Origin of the sequence: Subtercola lobariae, assembly GCF_014640255.1 — a bacterium.
Taxonomy (GTDB): domain Bacteria; phylum Actinomycetota; class Actinomycetes; order Actinomycetales; family Microbacteriaceae; genus Subtercola; species Subtercola lobariae.
Genome location: NZ_BMGP01000002.1, coordinates 542,599 through 561,380, shown reverse-complemented (window position 1 = coordinate 561,380; position 18,782 = coordinate 542,599). Strand labels below are relative to the sequence as shown.

Here is an 18,782-nt window from a genome sequence, read left to right as displayed (position 1 = left end):
GTCAGTGCTGCGCGCTCAGCGCGGCGCGCTCAGTACAGTTCGGGCAAGAAGATGTCTGCCGGAATCGTGTCGGGCACGTACTCGCCGGCCCGCGCGTTCTCGTGAATTTCTTTGAACGTGAGCCCGGCTTCGCGAGCGGCAACCAGCTTTTCGGGGTCGAAGTAGGTGCCGATGGGGTTCGAGGCGAACTCGAGAGCCGACGAGATCCACTGCTTCGACTGAGCCCAGTCGCCGAACGCGTCGACCTGAATCTCCACGCCGTTGCCGTCAGGGTCTTGGTAGTAGATCGACATCGTGATGCCGTGGTCGAGCGTCAAGAACGGCAGAATGCCGTGGTTGCGCAGACGAATGTAGTTGTCGAGCCACTCGTCGAACGTGGCGTACTCGAACGCGGTGTGGTGGATGCCCGTTTCGTGACCCTTATCGGCCGGCTTCTTCAGGCCGGGAGGGGAGAGGAAGGCGATGCGGTGGTTCGCCTCATCGTTCGTGAGCCATGCGGCTTCGTCGTTGTGGAAGGCCGGAATGAGGCCCACTGCCAGTTCGTACCAGGCCACCATGTTGTCGAGTTGCATCGTCGTGAACGTGGTGTGGTGAAGTTTCGGCGGGTTGATCGGCCGGCCTGTGGCCTTGTTACCTGACATCGTTGTCTCCTTGTGAGATTGAAATTGGCGCTATTCGCTATGCTATATCGTTATACGGGCGATTTTCAAACGCGATTTATGTTCTACGCCTCCTGGCTGTGTAGTTGACGGTAGCTTCCCTTAAAGAAGAGCAACGGCTCCCCTTCGTGCCAGTTGGCGGGGCTCAAAGCGGCGACCTCGCCGCAGCTGGCGCGGTGTTATTTGCGAACTATCGGCGAGAGTCATGCTCGTTTCCTTTCGTGCGTCTGTGCAGAAGTGGCGCGTCTGTGCGGGGCGATATCGACTGTGCGCTGCCGCGACGATGGCGCGCTAGGGCGCTGCGCCCAACGCTGCTGTGCAAGATTGGCGACTCGGCACAAGAGTAAGACGCCAGGCGCGACGAGACTGATCACACAGCGCGGCTGATCTAGACCGCCACCCTGATCCACTCAACGAAGAGATGAAGGAGTATGTCACATGACGATTCTCGATGCGAACCCCGAAGCTGCAACCGAAACCGCAGCGGTCGCCCAGACGCTGAAAGAGCGAGCGGTCAGCCTCGCCGGTCTGATCAAAGAACACGCCGTTGAAACCGAAGACAACCGCCGGGTCGCCGAACCCGTCATCGAAGCACTGAACGAGGCCGGCCTGTTCAAGCTGGCCCAGCCCAAGCGGCTCGGCGGCAACGAGGTCTCGGTTCGCGACTTCGTGGAGATCAACTCGCTCATCGCCCGCGCTGACGGCGCAACCGGCTGGGTCACCACGCTCATCAATGTGTGCGGGTGGATGACCGGCACCTTCCCCGAGCGCGCCCAGAACGATGTCTGGGGAGACAACCCCGACGCCCGCGTCTGCGGTGTTCTCACTCCGACCGCCACAGCGACGTACGAAGAGGGTGGCTTGCGCATCACGGGTGCGTGGGGATTCGCCTCGGGCAGCCTGCACTCGCAGTGGGCGCTGCTCGGCCTGCCGATCGTGAACGACCAGGGCGCTCAAATCGATCAGGGCCTGGCGCTCGTTCCCATGTCAGACCTCACCATCGACGACACCTGGTACGTCGCCGGCATGCGCGGCACGGGCAGCAACACTCTGGTCGCGACCGACGTCTTCATTCCCGACTACCGCATCATCTCCATCAGCAAAGCCATCGAGGGTGAGTATGGCACCGAGCACACCGACGAGGTGCTCTACCGTTCGGCGTTCGTTTCGACGCTCTCGATCGTTCTCGCCGGCGCGATGACGGGCATGGCCCGCGGCGCGCTCGAGTACGTGCTCGGCTCGCTCGCGAAAGGCAAGGGAATCGCCTACACGTTCTACGACAACTCGGTGAACTCGGGTTCGACGCAGATAAACATGGCCGAGGCTGCCGAACTCGTCGACACAGCGATGCTGCACATGGCCCGCTGCGCCGACAACATCGACCAGGCTGCCCGCGATGGTGTGTATCTGACGCTGATCGAACGCGGTCGTGCCCGCATGGACACGGGCTATATCGCACGCAAGACCCGCGAAGCGGTCGATCTGCTGATGTCGGTGCAGGGTGCCGGCGGCTTCGCCGAAGTGAGCCCGCTGCAGCGCTACTGGCGCGACCTGAACACGGCATCGCGTCACGCGGTGGTCAGCCCCGGCATCTCGAGCGAGACCTACGGCCGAGTGCTGCTCGGAGTGAAAGAGCAGATCACGCCACTGATCTAGGCTCGCCTGACCTGGGCTCCGCTGACCTGGGCTCTGCTGACTTGGCCTCTGCCGACCTGGGCTCGTTCGTCGCCGCCACCACCATGAGCGCCGCGTGCAATTGCGCGCGGCGCTCACTGATGTCTCGGCCGAGCAGTTCTTCGGCCCGCCGAATGCGGTACGAAACCGTGTTACGCGAGACGTTCAACCGGGTTGCTGCCGCGTGCGGGCTGCCCTGGGCGTCGATGAACGCCGCAACCGTGGCGCGAAGTTCGCGGGCGTACTGATTGTCGTCGCCCAAAGCGCCGAGCTCGCGGCGAGCGAATTCGAGAGCGCGCTCGCGGTCGGCCACGATCAACGACAGCAGATCGACGTCGGCATACGGCACCACATGGGCGGGGGCATCCACCGTCTGCAGCAGGGTGAAGGCTGCCTCGGCTTCGCGGTGCGAGCGTCTGAACCCGTCGATTCCGGATGCCGGGTACCCCACCGCGGCTCGAATGCCGTTCTTCAGCGGCACGGCCATCATCGCTCCGACGAGTTCGTCGACCGGCCCCGCCGGGCTCGCCCAACCCCAGACCCGCCCGACCCCAACGGGCAGAACGAGCTTCTGAGTGGGATGCAGTCGGCGCAGCAGGTCTGTCGCGGCGTTCTGCAACTCGAGCTGGTCAGCGTCTCGCGCGAGCGACGACGACCAGACGATCACGGCGAGATGCTGTTTCGCCAGGCTGTAGCCCACTCGCTTCGCGAACTGCGCGTTGTCGGGCACGGTGCTTCGCAGCACCTCGCTCACCAGCTCGAATGTCACCGCATCATCGCTCGACGAGCGCCGGGTGGTCTCGCGCAGGTAGACATCGGCCATTTGAGCCGAGAACACGTCGAAAAACTCGAACATGCGTTCAGAGACGGCCTGAATCTGGGTCAGTCGAACAGCAGGGTCGCCGAACTCCTCACAAGCGGCGAGAAACGCGCTGGCCATCACCGAATGCCCGAGGTGAATGCCGCGCAGGGTGTCGTCGAGGCTGATGCCGCGCCGAACGAAGTCGTTCACGCAGTCGATCGCCTCTGAGGTGCTCGCCTCGCCGATGTCGACGCCGGCCAGCGCGAGTAAGAGCTGAATGGTGGTCGATTCGGTGGCCATTCGAAGCACTTCGAACGAATCGTCACCCTCGTCGAACGAGGGCACGTCTTGCACAATCCGCTGGGCCACGCGGTAGCCCAGCTCGACGGCCCAATCCACCGGACCGCGGCCCACGGCTCGCACCGCGTTATTGAAATGGGCGCGACCGCTCGCCGAGACGATGGATGCCCGTGCCTGAGGTTCGAGCTGAGAGAGCCACGGCAGCCCAGAGTCACGAGCGTGGGTGAAATGAAATTCGTTGGTGTTCGTCATCGTTGACTTTCTCGCCGTGTGAACGAGGTGGGTCAGACCCGGCCACACCGCCGGCCAAGGCCACGGCCTCGAACAGACTATATACGCTATATTTGGGTATCTCGACTAGGGAGCTTTCGCCATGACCTTTGAGCCAGCCGTCAGGTCGATCGCTCAACAGAACAACTCTGCCGTCGATCTGGTTACTGCAGAGATTCGTCGTTCTATTCTCACTGGTGCGCTGCCCGCGGGGGAGCAATTCTCTATTCGCGACCTCGCGCGGCAGCTCGGCGTGAGCCACATTCCCATTCGCGAAGCCCTGCGCCGCCTCGAGAATCAGGGCCTGGTCGTGCTGAAGCAGGCCAGAAGCGCTGCGGTTGCGTCGCTGACGACCGCAGACATGGAGTCGATCTACGCTCTGCGTCTGCGCATCGAGCCGCACATCGCCGAAGAATCGGTGTCGAAGCACACGACCGATCAGCTCGAGCGACTGCACGAGCTTCTCGAACGAAGCCGCGCTATCGACCCAGAAATCGCGTGGGAGGCGCACCACGATTTTCACGCCGCTCTCGTCGAGCCGATTGCGTCGGAGTGGGATCTTCGCGTGCTCGAAACGCTGTGGGTGGCGACCGAGCGCTACTCGCATCTCGTCTTCGACCCCACCACAATCACGCCCGAAGAACGCCAGCATCGCTACGACCGCCACGAGCTGCTGCTCTCTCGAGTCGTGGCCGGTGACGGCCCCGGGCTGCAGCGCGAATTACGCGAGCACCTGAAGAGCAACGAAGACGATATTCGCGAGCGCATTGCCTACCTCGAACGCATCAAACTCGAGCGCCCCACAGCGTGAAGCTGAGGGGAAATGCGGCAAGTTGTTACTCCCAGAAATGTGTGCCACGATGGCCGATATAGCGTAGCGAGTAGCGAGAAACTGGAGCACCAATGAAGGTCGCCGTCGTCAATTCCCGAATCAGCTTGATCATCGACAATCACGTGGTCGACGTGGAACGGGCAAGCGATGGCGCGCTCTCGTCAGACCCCGAAACGTTGTGGGCTCAGTGGGGCGCGCTCTTGGCCTTCGCGGAGAGCGGTGTGAGTGCTGCCGGGCATCCTGAACTCGACGCTGATGCGCTGCAAAGGCCGACGCCGCTGCCTGTGCAAGGGTTCGGTATCGGCTTGAACTATCTTGACCACGCCGAGGAGTCGGGCCTCGACCTGCCGGCCGCCCCGATGGTGTTTCCGAAGTTCTCGAGTTGCATCGTCGGCCCCGACGCCGTGCTGCGCATTGCGTCAGAATCGGTCGACTGGGAGGCGGAGCTCGTTGTGGTGATCGGCGTCGACTGTTTCGACGTGTCAGTCGAAGACGCCTGGTCTGTGGTCGCGGCGCTCACCGTGGGTCAAGACTTCAGCGATCGGGTCATTCAGTTCGAAGGCGGAGCGAACCCGCAAATGGGCCTCGGCAAATCGGGGCCCGGCTTCGGGCCCATCGGGCCGTGGCTGGTGTCGATCGACGAGTTCGACACATCGGCGCTGAAGCTCGACATCTCGTTCACTCAGAACGGTGTCACGAAGCAGTCGTCGAACGTCGAACACCTTATTTTCGATGTGCCGACGCTGGTGTCGTTTCTCTCCAAGCGCGTCGACCTGAAAGCAGGCGACGTTATCTACACTGGCACTGCTGCGGGTATCGGCTGGGGCAGAACGCCGAAAGAACACCTCTCGCCCGGTGATGTGCTCGAAACGACCATCGAGGGCATCGGCACCCTGCGCACGATCGTCGCAGCCCGATGACCGACACCACGGCCACCCGCCGATTTCCGGCCAACACCGTCGTCGATGCTGCGGATTGCCTGATCTGCAAACTCGAGAATGTCGACGAAGAGGCCATTGTGTTTCGTGACGAGCTCTGGTCGTGCGAGGCTCCGACCGGCTACGAAGTACCGGGTTGGTACTTTCTGCGCGTGCGTCGGCATGCTCTCGGCTGGCAAGACCTCACCCAGGCCGAACTCGACTCGCTCGGCCAGCACCTGAAAGACATCACGGGCGCCGTGGCCGAGGCCACCGGAGCGCTCGCGGTCTACACCATGAACTTCGGCGAGTCGTACGCGCACTTTCATGTGCTCGTCACGGCGCGCGGAGAAGATGTTGCGCCCGAGCGTCGGGGCGGCAACATCGTCAACCTGAAGGCCGAGCGACTCGACCGTGCCGAGGCCCTGAAACTGGTGCCCAAGGTGCGGGCCGCGTACCGCGAAGCTGTCGCCCGGCATTAGTGCTGTGTCACCCGTAATACCCGGATAACCACTCAATGAGGAGTAAATCATGACCGCAACGAAGTCAGAACCCATCAGCCACACCATCGCGTCAGAAGGCGAGTTCAGCGGCCTGAACCTGACTGGCCGCGCAATTCTGCCCGCCGAGCATCCAGCAGACGTGCCACTCATCATCGCCCTGCACGGCGGTACCTACACGTCTGAGTACTTCGACATTCCCGGGCACTCGCTGCTCACGCTCGCTGGCGACGCGGGCATTCCCATCATCGCCCTCGACCGGCCCGGTTATGCCGGCAGCACGGCGCTCGCGCCCGAAGACTCCACGATTCTGAAGAACGCCGAGGTGCTCGACGGAGCCATCGGTGAGCTGTGGCAGAAGTACGGCGCCGGCACCACCGGCATCGTGCTGATCGGCCACTCCATCGGCGGGGCGATCGCCACCGCCATTGCCGCACGCCAGCCGTCGTGGCCGCTGCTGGGCCTAGCCGTCTCGGGCTGCTTGCTCGACGTGCCGAAGGAGTCGGCAGCGGCATGGGAGGCGCTGCCCGACATTCCGTTCATCGACCTGCCCACGCCCATGAAAGACCAGGTCATGTTCGGCCCGGCAGATTCTGTCGACGACGCCATGCCGGCCGCTAGCTACCCCTCGAACGCTCCGGTGCCGCGTGCCGAGCTGATCGACATCACCACGACCTGGATCGCGGGCCTGCGCGAACTCGCCGCCAAGATCACGGTGCCCGTGATGAGCCGCCAGGCCGAGTTCGATGCCCTCTGGATCACCGACGAAGACCAGGTCAAGCAGTTCGGTGAGATCTTCACATCGTCGCCCGTGGTCGACGCGAAGCTGTTCAAGCAGACCGGTCACTGCATCGACTTTCACCGCCTCGGCACCGCGTTCCAGCTCGAAGAGCTGGCGTTCGCGCTGCGCTGCAGCGTGCTCGTCTCGGCCTGATCGAAGAACCGTGCCCGCCGCAGAGGCGTTCTGCGGCGGGCACGTCTGCGTCACCACCGCTCGACGTTTTTTGCGAACACCCGATTGCACAACCGACTGAAAGAGAATCCCATGAGTGTCAAAGTCATCGCGTTCGACGTCAACGAGACCCTGCTCGACCTGAAAGCCCTCGACGAGCACTTCGTCGCGCTGCTCGGTGACGCGAAATACCGCCCGCTGTGGTTCGCGCAGATGCTGCAGCTCTCGTTCGTCGGTGGTCTCACGGGCGAATACGTCGACTTTCGTACGGCTCAGCGAGCGGCTCTCAAAATGGTCGCTGCTCGCATCGGCGTGACGCTCTCTGACGAACAGGCGGCGACGATGGTCGACCGGATGACCGAGCTGCCGTCGCACCCCGAAGTGCCCGAGGCGCTCGAACGTCTCGCGGCTAGCCCGCTCACGGTTGTTGCGTTGGTGAATTCGCTCGAAGAGGTGGGCGAGGCGCAATTGACCTTCGCGGGCATCCGGCAGCACTTCGATGCCGTGATCTCTGCCGACTCGGTGCGAGCACTCAAGCCGGCCGCTGCCCCCTACCTCGCGGTTGCCGAGCGCTATGGCGTTTCGCCCGACGAGGTGCGGCTTGTCGCAGCTCACTCGTGGGACGTTTCGGGGGCGCTCGCCGCTTCGCTTCAGGCGGCGTTCGTCGCTCGGCCCGGCGCAGTGCTGAGCCCCATCGGCTCGCAGCCCGACATTGTGGGCGCAGACCTCACGGCGGTCGCCGACCAGATTCTGGCGACTGACCTGAAGTAGTGCCTGTGTATACATAGAGTTGCTATGGCACTTGAATGTGTCACCCGCGAGGGTTATAGTTCAATCAATGTATACACAGATTGAATCGGTGCACCGTGGCACGCGCTAGTGACAGCGCGTATGCCCGGTTACGCTCCGAGATTCTGAGCTGGCATCTCGAGCCCGGAACGGTGCTCGCCGAGGTAGAACTTTCGAGTCGCCTCGGCATCTCGCGCACCCCGGTTCGCGAGGCTCTCGCACGCCTCGTGGCCGACGGCCTCGCCGAACCGCAGGGCGGTCGCGGGCTGGTGGTCACAGCCGTCTCCGTCGAGAACGTGACCGAACTCTTCGAACTGCGCCAGGCGCTCGAACAGCAGGCCGCCGCGCTCGCCGCGAGCCGCCGTGACGTTGCTGTGTTTCGCGCCCTGCAAGACGAACTGCGCGAGGTGCCAGCCCTGCTGGCGACTGCAGACCCGTCGAAGCAGGCCTACTACGACCTCGTTGCGCGGTTCGATGACGCTGTCGACGCCGCCGTCCAGAACCCGTTTCTCGTCGGTGCTCTGAATGGCGTGCGCATACATCTGGCGCGCATGCGCCGGCTCTCGCACGACAACCCCGCTCGCCTGCTCGAAGCCGCGCGCGAACATCTGCTGATCGTCGACGCCATCGTCGACGGCGACGTGCGGCTGGCAGCCGACGCCACCCGAGTGCATCTGTACCGCAGCCTGCAGTCGACGCTCGGGTCGCTTCGGTCAGAGACCACGTTGACGCCTGCTGCGCAGTCGAGCGTCGACGAACCTGCCGCTGCCCAGCCCGCTGCTGCCCAGCCCGCTGCTGCCGAACCCGCTACTGCCGAACCCGCTACTGCCGAACCCGCTACTGCTCAATCCATCACCGAATCCGCTGAACAGAAAGATGTGCCTGCCCGATGAAGCTCCACGAAGTACGTGTCTACAAGAGTGAAGAGAACCTCGCCCGCGAAGACCAGCTGGCTTACAAGATCGCCGAGGTCGCTGCCGACCCCGTAGCCGTCACCGACGAGGTGAGCGAGATGGTGATCAACCGCATCATCGACAACGCTGCCGTTGCCACCGCATCACTCACCCGCGGCCCCGCTGTCGCGGCCCGCGCTCAGGCGCTCGACCACCCGCATGCACCCGGCTCGACGGTTTTCGGTGTCGACGGCCGGTACAGCCCCGAGTGGGCTGCCTGGGCGAACGGCGTTGCCGTTCGTGAGCTCGACTACCACGACACGTTCTTGGCCGCAGAGTACTCGCACCCGGGTGACAACATTCCGCCCATCCTGGCTGTCGCACAGCAGGCCGGCCGCACCGGAACCGACCTGGTGCGCGGAATCGCGACCGGCTACGAGATTCAGGTCGACCTGGTGAAGGCCATCAGCCTGCACGCGCACAAGATCGACCACGTGGCGCACCTCGGCCCGTCAGCGGCCGCCGGCATCGGCACCCTGCTCGGCCTCGACGTCGAAACCATCTTCCAGGCCGTCGGCCAGGCGCTGCACACCACCACGGCCACCCGCCAGTCGCGTAAGGGCGAGATCTCCACCTGGAAGGCGCACGCCCCCGCCTTCGCCGGCAAGATGGCCGTCGAGGCCGTCGACCGTGCCATGCGCGGCCAGACCAGCCCCACCCCCATCTACGAAGGCGAAGACGGCGTCATCGCGTGGCTGCTCGACGGCCCGGATGCTCGGTACGAAGTACCTCTTCCTGAAGCCGGTGAGGCCAAGCGCGCCATTCTCGACTCCTACACGAAAGAGCACTCGGCCGAGTACCAGGCTCAGGCATGGATCGACCTGGCCCGCAAGCTGCACAACGAGCATCCTGAGGTCACCGCCGACAGCGTAGAGAAGATCGTCATCTACACGAGCCACCACACGCACTACGTCATCGGCTCGGGCGCGAACGACCCGCAGAAGTACGACCCCACCGCGAGCCGCGAAACGCTCGACCACTCGGTTCCGTTCATCTTCACTGTTGCGCTGCAAGACGGCGAATGGCACCACGAGCGTTCGTACTCGCCCGAGCGTGCAGGTCGCCCCGACACGGTGAAGCTCTGGCACAAGATCACCACCGAAGAAGACGCCGAGTGGACTCGCCGGTACCACTCCAACGACCCCGCCGAGAAGGCGTTCGGCGGCCGCGTGGAGATCACGCTGACCGACGGAACCCGCATCGTCGACGAGATCGCCGTCGCTGACGCGCATCCACTCGGCGCACGGCCGTTCGCCCGCGAGCAGTACATCGGCAAGTTCAAGACGCTCGCTGAGGGCGTTCTCGAGCCGGCCGAAATCACCCGTTTTCTCGAGCTGGTGCAGCGGCTGCCCCAGCTCGATGCGGCCGAACTGTACGGTCTGACCGTCACCGCGAAGCCTGGGCTCATCAACCTCGCCGCCAACCCGAAGGGTCTGTTCTAATGCTGTACTCGTCTGTCACTCCCGCCGAAAAGCGCGCGAACCTTCGGGCCGCGCTCGCCACCGGCGAACTGCTGCGCTTCCCGGGCGCCTTCAATCCGCTGAGCGCCAAGCTCATCGAAGACAAGGGCTTCGAGGGCCTCTACATTTCAGGTGCGGTCATCGCTGCCGACCTCGGGTTGCCCGACATCGGCCTCACCACGCTCACCGAGGTGGCGAACCGTTCGCAGCAGATCGCACGCATGACCAACCTGCCGGCGCTCGTCGATGCCGACACCGGATTCGGTGAGCCGATGAACGTGGCTCGCACCATCCAGACCCTCGAAGACGCCGGTGTTGCGGGTCTCCACATCGAAGACCAGGTCAACCCCAAGCGCTGTGGCCACCTCGATGGCAAGCAGGTGGTCGACACCGGCACCGCGACTCAGCGTATTCGGGCGGCTGCGGATGCGCGTCGCGACCCCAACCTGCTGATCATGGCCCGTACCGACATTCGCGCCATCGACGGGCTCGACGCGGCAATCGACCGCGCGAAGGCGCTCGTCGATGCGGGCGCCGACGCGATCTTCCCCGAGGCCATGCGTGACCTCGCCGAGTTCGAAGCCGTGCGCAAGGCCGTGGATGTGCCGATTCTCGCGAACATGACCGAGTTCGGTCAGAGCGAGCTGTTCAGCAACCAGCAGCTCGCCGATGTGGGCATCAACATCGTGATCTACCCGGTCTCACTGCTGCGCCTCGCCATGGGCGCCGCCGAGCGCGGGCTCGACACGATCGTGCGCGAAGGTTCGCTGGTGAACGAGGTGGCGAACATGCAGACTCGTAAGCGCCTGTACGAACTGCTCGACTACTCGGCGTACAACGCCTTCGACACGTCGGTGTTCAACTTCGACGTACCCATCGCGCGCTGACCCGCGCATACTGAAAGACACCTCACGAGGGAGTGAAAAATGAGCACTGAAACTACTGCTGCACCTGTTGAAGAAGTCAAGATCTACAAGGGCCTGGCCGGCGTGGTCGTCGACTACACGGCCGTTTCGAAGGTCAACCCTGAGACCAACTCGCTGCTGTACCGGGGCTACCCGGTTCAAGAGCTGGCCGCCACCTGTTCGTTCGAAGAGGTCGCGTACCTGCTCTGGCACAGCGAGCTGCCCGATGCGGCTCAGCTGGCGGAGTTCACGGCCGCCGAGCGTTCGCAGAGAACTCTGGATGCCCCGGTCAAGCGCGTCATCGACGATCTGCCCCTCACCGCGCATCCGATGGACGTGGTTCGAACGGCCGTCAGCGTCATCGGCGCCCTCGACCCCACCACGGCCGACTCGTCTACCTCGTCGAACCTGGCGAAGTCGATCACGTTGCTCGCCAAGCTGCCGGCCATCGTGTCGTACGACCAGCGTCGTCGCCGCGGACAAGACGTCGTGGAGCCGCGCGAAGACCTCGGCTACTCGGCGAACTTCTTGTACATGACGTTCGGCGAAGTGCCCTCTGACGTGGTGGTCGACGCGTTCGACGTGTCGATGATCCTCTACGCAGAGCACTCGTTCAACGCGTCGACGTTCACCACCCGCGTCGTCACGAGCACGCTGTCTGACCTGTACTCGGCGGTCGTGGCCGGCATCGGCGCCCTGAAGGGCCCGCTGCACGGTGGCGCCAACGAGGCTGTCATGCATATCTTCGACGAGATCGGTACCGCCGACAAGGCCGAGGCGTGGCTCGAGCAGGCTCTCGCCGAGAAGCGCAAGATCATGGGCTTCGGTCACCGCGTATACAAGAACGGCGACTCGCGCGTGCCCACCATGAAGAAGGCGCTCGACACCCTGATCGAGGAATATGACGCACAAGAGCTGCTCGACCTGTACGTCGCTCTCGACGACGCCATGCAGTCGCGTAAGGCGATTCAGCCGAACCTCGACTACCCGTCGGGCCCGGCTTACCACCTGATCGGCTACGACACCGAGCTGTTCACGCCGCTCTTCGTGGCGTCGCGCATCACGGGGTGGACCGCGCACATCATGGAGCAGCTCGCCTCGAACGCCCTCATTCGCCCCTTGAGCGTCTACAACGGCGTCGACGAGCGGCACCCGGCCGCGCTCGCCGAGCGCGCCTAACCCGCCGCTCGCCCGGCGCGCCCGGGCGAGCGCGACTACTGCGCAGCGCGCACGGCTGGTGCGACTACCGCGCAGCGCGGAATTCTCGCGCCGCGCCAGCCGCCGCGTCGGCGGCCTCGCTTGTCGGCGGTAGAACGGTCGGAGCAGAGCACGTATCCCCGCAATACGGGGACATGTCGGCTGAGCTCCGACCGTTCTCCCGTTAAGGCGTTCGCCATCGCCTCGCGCCTGCCTCGCAGAGTCAGCGCGGGGTGGGGGTCGCCACGCGCTCGACCAGCGGCGTGATGCGGTACGACACGAGGTCGCGCATCACGAGGCCCGTGTTGGTGCGCTTGACGCCGTCGATGTTCAGGATGGCGCCGGCGATGCGGTAGAGGTCGTCTGCGTCGCGCGCGGCTACCTGAATGAGCAGGTCGGCTACGCCTGAGAGTCCCTGCACCTCGAGAACCTCGGGAATCTGGCTCAGAGCTACGCCCACGGCGGCGAGTTTGCGCTGCTTCACGGTCGTCACGACGAAGGCCGTCAGGGGGTAGCCGAGAAAGGCGGGGTCGATTCGGCGGTCGAACGAACGCAGTGACTTTTCTTCTTCGTAGCGGGTCTGGCGGGCACGCACGGTATTGCGCGCCAGGCCGGTTTTATCGGCCAGAGCGACGGTCGTGGCATCCGGAGCAGCAGTGAGCGCGAGCAGCAACGCGGCGTCGACCTGATCGGCCTGGTGTCGGGTGTTCATAATGTTTACTCCTCGGCGGCCGGTAGGGGTACCGGATGACCATAATGATCATCTTCTCATGCATCACTTGCGCAGGCTACGCTCCGATGATCGAATTGGAGAACGAATTGCGCACGCGCATGTATACGAGGATGTAATCGATGAACCAGATCACGCTCGCCGAGCAGCACGACACGAGTGATCAGCCAGTGACGGCCGATCAGCCCACGACCGGTGCGATCTCTACCGTCGGTGTCGGGGCTGCGCAGGGCACGGGCGGCGGCGCTGCCGGCGGCAACAGCGGTGTCGACGCATTCGGGCAAGACCCGTCGGCGGCCTTCGCTCCGCAGTACTCAGACCCGAGCTTGCAGGTGCTCGCCGAGGTGGAGCAGCGGGTGCTCTGGTTGTCGACCGCGATCATCCATCACGCCAACCGGGTGCGCGTGAACGCCTCGGGCATCAAGGTGGGCGGCCACCAGGCCTCGAGCGCCTCGATCGCCACCATCATGACCTCGCTCTGGTTCGGCCAGCTGCGCGCCGAAGACCGCGTTTCGGTGAAGCCGCACGCGTCGCCGATTCTGCACGGCATCAACTACCTGCTGGGCAGCCTCGATGAAAAGTACCTGACCACGCTGCGCGAGTTCGGCGGACTGCAGAGCTACCCGAGCAGGGCGAAAGACCCCGACCCAGTCGACTACTCCACGGGTTCGGTGGGTATCGGCGCCACGGCTCCCATCTGGGGTGCGGTTTCGCGCCGCTACGCCGGCAAGGTGAGCGGCAAGCCGAGCATGGGCCGCCAGTACTCGCTCGTCGGCGACGCCGAACTCGACGAGGGCGCCGTCTGGGAGGCCGTGCTCGACTCGGGTACCTCAGAACTCGGCGAGATCGTGTGGATCGTCGACCTCAACCGGCAGTCGCTCGACCGCGTCGTGCCGAACATCGCAGCCGGCAAGATCGAGCGCATGTTCGACGCCGCCGGCTGGCAGGTCATCACGGTGAGGTTCGGGCACCTGCTCGAGAGCATCATGAACCGGCCTGGGGGAGACGCGCTGCGCCGCCGCATCGTCGACATGTCGAATCCCGAGTACCAGCGCCTGCTGCGCTGCACTGCCGAGCAGGTGCGCGACCGCCTGCCCGGCGCGGGAGATGACGCCGCCACCATCACGGCTCTGATTCAGACCATCGACGACGACACGCTGCTGCGCGCCATCCGCAACCTCGGCGGCCACGACCTCGAGTCGCTGCGCGAGGCGTATGCGCAGATCGACGACACTCGCCCCACAGTGATCATTGCGTACACGGTGAAAGGCAACCGTCTGCCCACCGAGGGTCACCCGCAGAACCACTCGTCGCTGCTGACGCTCGAGCAGTTCAACACCCTCGGTGCTCAGCTCGGTGAGAATCCGGATGCGCCCTTCTCGAAATTCGCCTCCGACAGCGCAGCGGGTCGCCTCTGCGCCGAAACAGCCGCGCGCCTCGAGCGCGAGCCGTATCCCATCGTCGAGCCTCCGGCCGTGCCGGCCGACTTCGGCCGCACCCCGTCGGGCACCGCCACGACGCAGGCCGCGCTCGGTCGTGCGCTGCTCGACCTGACCCGCGCGGCCCCGGCCGCGGCGGCTGCAGTCGTGACGGTGAGCCCCGACGTCTCGTCGAGCACGAACCTCGCCGGCTGGCTGAACAAGGTCGGCGTGTGGAGCGTGAACGAGCGTCAAGACTGGTTCAGTGACGACGCCGAGACGATCATGCACTGGCGTGAGAAGCCCACCGGCCAGCACATCGAGCTCGGCATCGCCGAGGTCAACCTGGTGAGCCTGCTCGGTGAGCTCGGCGCGACCTGGAGTCGCTGGAGCCAGCCGCTGTTCCCGATTGGCGTGCTCTACGACCCCTTCGTCGAGCGCGCGCTCGAGCCCTGGTCGTACGGCATCTACGCCGGAGGCCAGTCGATTCTGGTCGGCACCCCGTCTGGTGTGACGCTCGCCCCCGAAGGCGGCGCCCACCAGTCGATCAAGACGCCCTCCATCGGTCTCGAGCAGCCCGGCTGCATCAGCTACGAGCCCGCCTTCGCGCTCGACACCGAGTGGGTGCTGCTGGCGAGCCTCGGCAGACTCGGCCGGCCCGACGGAACCTCGGCCTACCTGCGTCTCTCGACCAAGCCGCTCGACCAGCAGCTGGCGTCGATTCCCGAAGACCCAGCGGCTCGCGAGCGTCGGCGTCGGCAGGTGATCGCGGGTGGGTACGTGTTGCGCGCCGCCGAGCATCCTGATGCCACGATTGTGACAATGGGCGTGATGGTGCCCGAGGCGCTCGAAGCGGCCGATCGGTTGCTCGCACAGGGCACCCGCGCCGAAGTGATCTGCGTCACGAGCCCCGGGCTGCTGTACGAGGCGCTGCAGGGCCGCAACGGCCAAGACGACCACGCCGAGACCTGGATTCTCGACCAGATCTTGCCCGCGGCGAAGGCGGCGCCCATGGTGACCGTGCTCGACGGGCATCCGCACACCCTGGCTTTCTTGGGCGGCATCAACCGGGTGCCGATGCGCAACCTCGGAGTGAGCCACTTCGGCCAGGCCGGCGACGTGACCGACGTGTATAGGTACCACAGCATCGACGTCGACAGCATCATTCGCGCGACGCTCGATGTGATCGCGTGAGCGGGGCTGAGACGGACCTGGCCGGTATCGATAGCGCGGTGGATGCCCAGCAGACCACGCTCGTCAGCATGCCCGCGCTCGGCGAGAGTGTGACCGAGGGAACGCTGACCCGCTGGCTGAAGAACGAAGGCGACACCGTCGAAGAGGGTGAGCCGCTGCTCGAGGTGGCCACCGACAAGGTCGACACCGAGGTGCCGTCGCCGGTGTCGGGAGTGATCGTGCGGCTGATCGCGGCCGAAGACGACGTGGTGGCGGTGGGCGACGACCTGGCGCTGATCGCCATTGCGGGCGCGAGTGTCGCGCCCGGCGGCGGCGGTGGCAGCACGGTCAACGCGGTAAATGCGGTAAATGCGACTGATTCGGTGGGCTTACTGGGCTCGGGAGCGGCGGCGGTAGCGGAAGATCCCGCACCGCCGCCAGCGCCCGTACCCCCGGTCGCTCCGCCCGCGCCCGCTGCCGCACCGGCAACCGCTCCCGGCCCGCAGGTACCACTCGCGGAGGGCGACCGCCGCGAGAAGCTCTCGTCGGTGCGCCGCGTTATCGCCGATCGCATGATGTACTCGCTGCAGCACACGGCACAGCTCACGTCGTTCATCGAGGTCGACGTGACCGAGATCGCGAAGATCCGCGCGGCCTTCAAGGCGAAATTCGCCGAGTCGGGCGCGAAGATCTCGTACCTGCCGTTCTTCGCCAAGGCGGCGGTGGATGCCCTTGCCGACTCACCCGCCATGAACTCCACGAGCAGCGAATCGGGCACCGAGGTGACCTATCACCGAGCGGTGAACCTCGGTATCGCGGTGGATTCGCCGAAGGGGTTGATGGTTCCAGTCATCCGCGCCGCCGGCTCGCTCAGCGTGTTCGAGCTTGCAGCCGGCATCGAGGGTGCCGCCGAAAAGGTGCGCTCGGGTGGCATCAGCCCGGCCGACTTCGAGGGTGGAACCTTCACGCTCACCAACACGGGCAGCCGCGGTGCGCTGTTCGACACCCCCATACTGAACTACCCGCAGACCGCGATTCTCGGCACCGGCATCGTGACTGAGCGCGTGGTTCCGCTGCCCGGCCCCGAGCTGACCATCGGGGTGCGCTCGTTCTGCTACTTCGCTCTCACCTACGACCACCGCGTGGTCGACGGGGCGGATGCCGCGCGCTACCTCAGCGCGGTCAAGAAGGGCATCGAGGGCGGTTTCGCCGGGTTCGAGCTGCCCGAGCATCCGGCAGCCGGAGCCGCCCGGTGACCCCGAAACCGACGGCCACACCCGCCGCCGGTCGCTCGGGCGGCGTCGCGACGGTTCGCACGGTCGGCGCGCGCCCGGTTGCCCCCGGCGACCCGACCGGGCGCTCAGCCGCCGCCGCCTCAGCCACCACCGCTGACGGCACCACCGCGCGCGAGCGCCTGCTCGCCGAACGCCAGGGCCAGGTCGTCACCGGCGCCCAGGCCATCGTGTGGAGCCTCGAAGCCCTTGGAGTGACCGACGTGTTCGGCATTCCGGGCGGCAACGTGATTCCGCTCTACGACGCTCTGATGAGCGCCACCGGGCTGCGTCACATTCTCACCCGTCACGAGCAGGGCGCCGGTCACGCGGCCGAAGGGTACGCGGCATCCACCGGGCGGGTCGGCGTCGCCATCGCCACCAGCGGCCCTGGCGCCACCAACCTCGTCACCCCCATCGCCGACGCGTACCTCGACTCCGTTCCGCTGCTCATCGTCACCGGCCAAGTGTTCTCGGGCCTGCGCGGCACCGATGCGTTTCAAGAGGCCGACATCGTGGGCATCACCATGCCCATCACGAAGCACTCGCTGCTCGTGACGACGGTCGACGAGATTCCGGATGCCCTGGCCAGCGCTTACCACCTGGCGAGCACCGGGCGCCCCGGCCCCGTCGTGGTCGACATCGCGAAAGACGCCCAGCAGGCGTCGGCGCCTTTTCGCTTCACGCCGGAGCCCGCGCTGCCCGGCTACCGCGCCTACACGCGCGTTAGCCACGCCCAGATCGCGGCGGCCGTGACGCTCATGCGTTCGGCCGAACGCCCCGTCATCTACGCCGGCGGCGGCATCGTGCGTTCCGGCGCCTCGGCCGAACTCGCGGCCCTCGTCGAACTCACCGACTTTCCGACGGTCACCACCCTGATGGCCCGCGGAGTCATTCCCGACTCTGACAGGCATCAGCTCGGGATGCCCGGAATGCACGGCACCGTACCCGCCGTTCTGGCGCTGCAGGAGGCCGACCTCATCGTCGCAATCGGCGCTCGTTTCGACGAACGGGTCACCGGTGATCCCGCGCACTTCGCGCCGCTGGCCCGCGTCATCCACGCCGATGTAGACCCGGCCGAGATCTCGAAGATCCGCCACGCCGAGGTACCGATCGTGGGTGACGCCGCCGCTGTCATGACGCAGCTCGCCGCCGAGTGGGCGGCATGGGCATCCGGAGCTGCAGCCGCCCCGACCCGCGCGGCCAGCGCCACGCCCACGGCCCGAGCCGCCAGCCAGCCCCGAAACCCGGGCATCGCCACGTGGTGGCAGCGGCTCGACGGGCTGCGCGAGCAGTTTCCGCTCGGCTACGACGAGCCGCTCGACGGCCTGCTCTCACCTCAATACGTGATCGAACGGCTCGGCGCGCTCAGCGGGCCCGACGCCGTGTACGCCTCGGGCGTCGGACAGCACCAGATGTGGGCTGCCCAATTCATCGGATACGAGCGCCCGCACGCCTGGCTCAACTCGGGCGGCGCGGGCACCATGGGCTACAGTGTTCCCGCCGCCATGGGCGCGAAGGTCGCTGAGCCCCACCGCACCGTGTGGGCCATCGACGGCGACGGCTGCTTTCAGATGACGAACCAAGAACTCGCTACGTGCGCCGTGAACAGCATTCCCATCAAGGTCGCGATCATCAACAACTCGTCGCTGGGCATGGTGCGGCAGTGGCAGACCCTGTTCTACGACAACCGGCACTCGTTCACCGACCTCGACACCGGCCACGGCAGCCAAATGGTGCCCGACTTCGTGAAGCTCGGCGAATCATACGGCGCCCTCGCGTTGCGGGTTCGCACGGCAGGCGAAGTGGATGCCGCTATCGAACTCGCCCTCGCCACGAACGACCGCAGCGTGGTGATCGACTTCGTGGTGAGCCCCGAGGCGATGGTGTGGCCCATGGTTCCTCAGGGTGTGGGTAACAGTGAGATTCAGTACGCGCCGGCTGCCGCCCCGGTGTGGGGCGACGAGTAACGCTCAGCTA

Annotated in this window: 16 protein-coding genes; 13 read left to right on the top strand and 3 right to left on the bottom strand. The window is 65.5% G+C overall.

The annotated features are described in order from the left end of the window. Positions 1-29 precede the first annotated feature (29 nt). The gene (locus IEX24_RS06945) at positions 30-641 is read right to left on the bottom strand and encodes a VOC family protein (RefSeq protein WP_188675686.1); all 612 of its coding nucleotides are present in this window, start codon (positions 639-641) and stop codon (positions 30-32) included. Positions 642-1,097: 456 nt separating this feature from the next. Between IEX24_RS06945 and IEX24_RS06940 the strand changes: the two genes are divergently transcribed. Then, entirely contained in the window at positions 1,098-2,315 is a 1,218-nt protein-coding gene (locus IEX24_RS06940; RefSeq protein ID WP_188675684.1) for an acyl-CoA dehydrogenase family protein, read from the top strand. Here IEX24_RS06940 and IEX24_RS06935 read toward each other — a convergent pair. Continuing rightward, positions 2,299-3,687, bottom strand: coding sequence for a PucR family transcriptional regulator (locus IEX24_RS06935; RefSeq protein WP_188675680.1), 1,389 nt, complete (start codon positions 3,685-3,687; stop codon positions 2,299-2,301). The two genes, IEX24_RS06940 and IEX24_RS06935, sit on opposite strands and share 17 nt — an antisense overlap. A 121-nt stretch (positions 3,688-3,808) precedes the next feature. Between IEX24_RS06935 and IEX24_RS06930 the strand changes: the two genes are divergently transcribed. The 9 genes from IEX24_RS06930 to IEX24_RS06890 all read left to right on the top strand — a co-directional run bounded on the left by IEX24_RS06930 (position 3,809) and on the right by IEX24_RS06890 (position 12,192). Then, positions 3,809-4,516: a GntR family transcriptional regulator gene (locus IEX24_RS06930; protein WP_188675677.1), complete on the top strand. Its 708-nt coding sequence runs from the start codon at positions 3,809-3,811 to the stop codon at positions 4,514-4,516. Positions 4,517-4,608: 92 nt separating this feature from the next. Further along, complete coding sequence (locus tag IEX24_RS06925) at positions 4,609-5,457, top strand: fumarylacetoacetate hydrolase family protein (RefSeq protein WP_188675673.1); 849 nt, start codon at positions 4,609-4,611, stop codon at positions 5,455-5,457. Continuing rightward, on the top strand, positions 5,454-5,936 hold the full coding sequence (locus IEX24_RS06920; RefSeq protein ID WP_203585874.1) for an HIT family protein: 483 nt from the start codon (positions 5,454-5,456) through the stop codon (positions 5,934-5,936). Before IEX24_RS06925 ends, IEX24_RS06920 begins: the two co-directional genes overlap by 4 nt. A gap of 49 nt (positions 5,937-5,985) precedes the next feature. Then, entirely contained in the window at positions 5,986-6,888 is a 903-nt protein-coding gene (locus IEX24_RS06915; RefSeq protein WP_188675670.1) for an alpha/beta fold hydrolase, read from the top strand. Positions 6,889-6,999: 111 nt separating this feature from the next. Beyond that, on the top strand, positions 7,000-7,677 hold the full coding sequence (locus IEX24_RS06910; RefSeq protein ID WP_188675668.1) for a haloacid dehalogenase type II: 678 nt from the start codon (positions 7,000-7,002) through the stop codon (positions 7,675-7,677). A gap of 95 nt (positions 7,678-7,772) precedes the next feature. After that, positions 7,773-8,588 carry a GntR family transcriptional regulator gene (locus IEX24_RS06905; protein ID WP_188675665.1) on the top strand — a complete coding sequence of 272 codons (816 nt, stop codon included), beginning with the start codon at positions 7,773-7,775 and terminating at the stop codon, positions 8,586-8,588. Continuing rightward, a complete protein-coding gene (locus IEX24_RS06900) occupies positions 8,585-10,090 on the top strand; it encodes an MmgE/PrpD family protein (protein WP_188675661.1) in 1,506 nt (501 codons plus the stop codon). Before IEX24_RS06905 ends, IEX24_RS06900 begins: the two co-directional genes overlap by 4 nt. After that, a complete protein-coding gene (gene prpB / locus IEX24_RS06895) occupies positions 10,090-10,995 on the top strand; it encodes a methylisocitrate lyase (protein WP_188675658.1) in 906 nt (301 codons plus the stop codon). Before IEX24_RS06900 ends, prpB begins: the two co-directional genes overlap by 1 nt. Positions 10,996-11,034: 39 nt before the next feature. After that, a complete protein-coding gene (locus IEX24_RS06890; RefSeq protein WP_188675655.1) occupies positions 11,035-12,192 on the top strand; it encodes a bifunctional 2-methylcitrate synthase/citrate synthase in 1,158 nt (385 codons plus the stop codon). Positions 12,193-12,433: 241 nt separating this feature from the next. On the opposite strand, the gene IEX24_RS06885 is transcribed toward IEX24_RS06890, so the two are convergent. After that, positions 12,434-12,922: an Lrp/AsnC family transcriptional regulator gene (locus tag IEX24_RS06885; RefSeq protein WP_188675651.1), complete on the bottom strand. Its 489-nt coding sequence runs from the start codon at positions 12,920-12,922 to the stop codon at positions 12,434-12,436. 140 nt (positions 12,923-13,062) lie between these two features. Between IEX24_RS06885 and IEX24_RS06880 the strand changes: the two genes are divergently transcribed. From IEX24_RS06880 to IEX24_RS06870, 3 genes are read left to right on the top strand one after another with little or no spacing between them, the layout of a single operon-like run. Beyond that, on the top strand, positions 13,063-15,552 hold the full coding sequence (locus tag IEX24_RS06880) for a thiamine pyrophosphate-binding protein (RefSeq protein ID WP_229715146.1): 2,490 nt from the start codon (positions 13,063-13,065) through the stop codon (positions 15,550-15,552). After that, complete coding sequence (locus IEX24_RS06875) at positions 15,549-16,787, top strand: dihydrolipoamide acetyltransferase family protein (RefSeq protein WP_229715145.1); 1,239 nt, start codon at positions 15,549-15,551, stop codon at positions 16,785-16,787. Before IEX24_RS06880 ends, IEX24_RS06875 begins: the two co-directional genes overlap by 4 nt. Then, the gene (locus IEX24_RS06870) at positions 16,784-18,772 is read left to right on the top strand and encodes an acetolactate synthase large subunit (RefSeq protein ID WP_188675648.1); all 1,989 of its coding nucleotides are present in this window, start codon (positions 16,784-16,786) and stop codon (positions 18,770-18,772) included. The genes IEX24_RS06875 and IEX24_RS06870 overlap by 4 nt, the downstream gene beginning before the upstream one ends. Positions 18,773-18,782 lie beyond the last annotated feature (10 nt).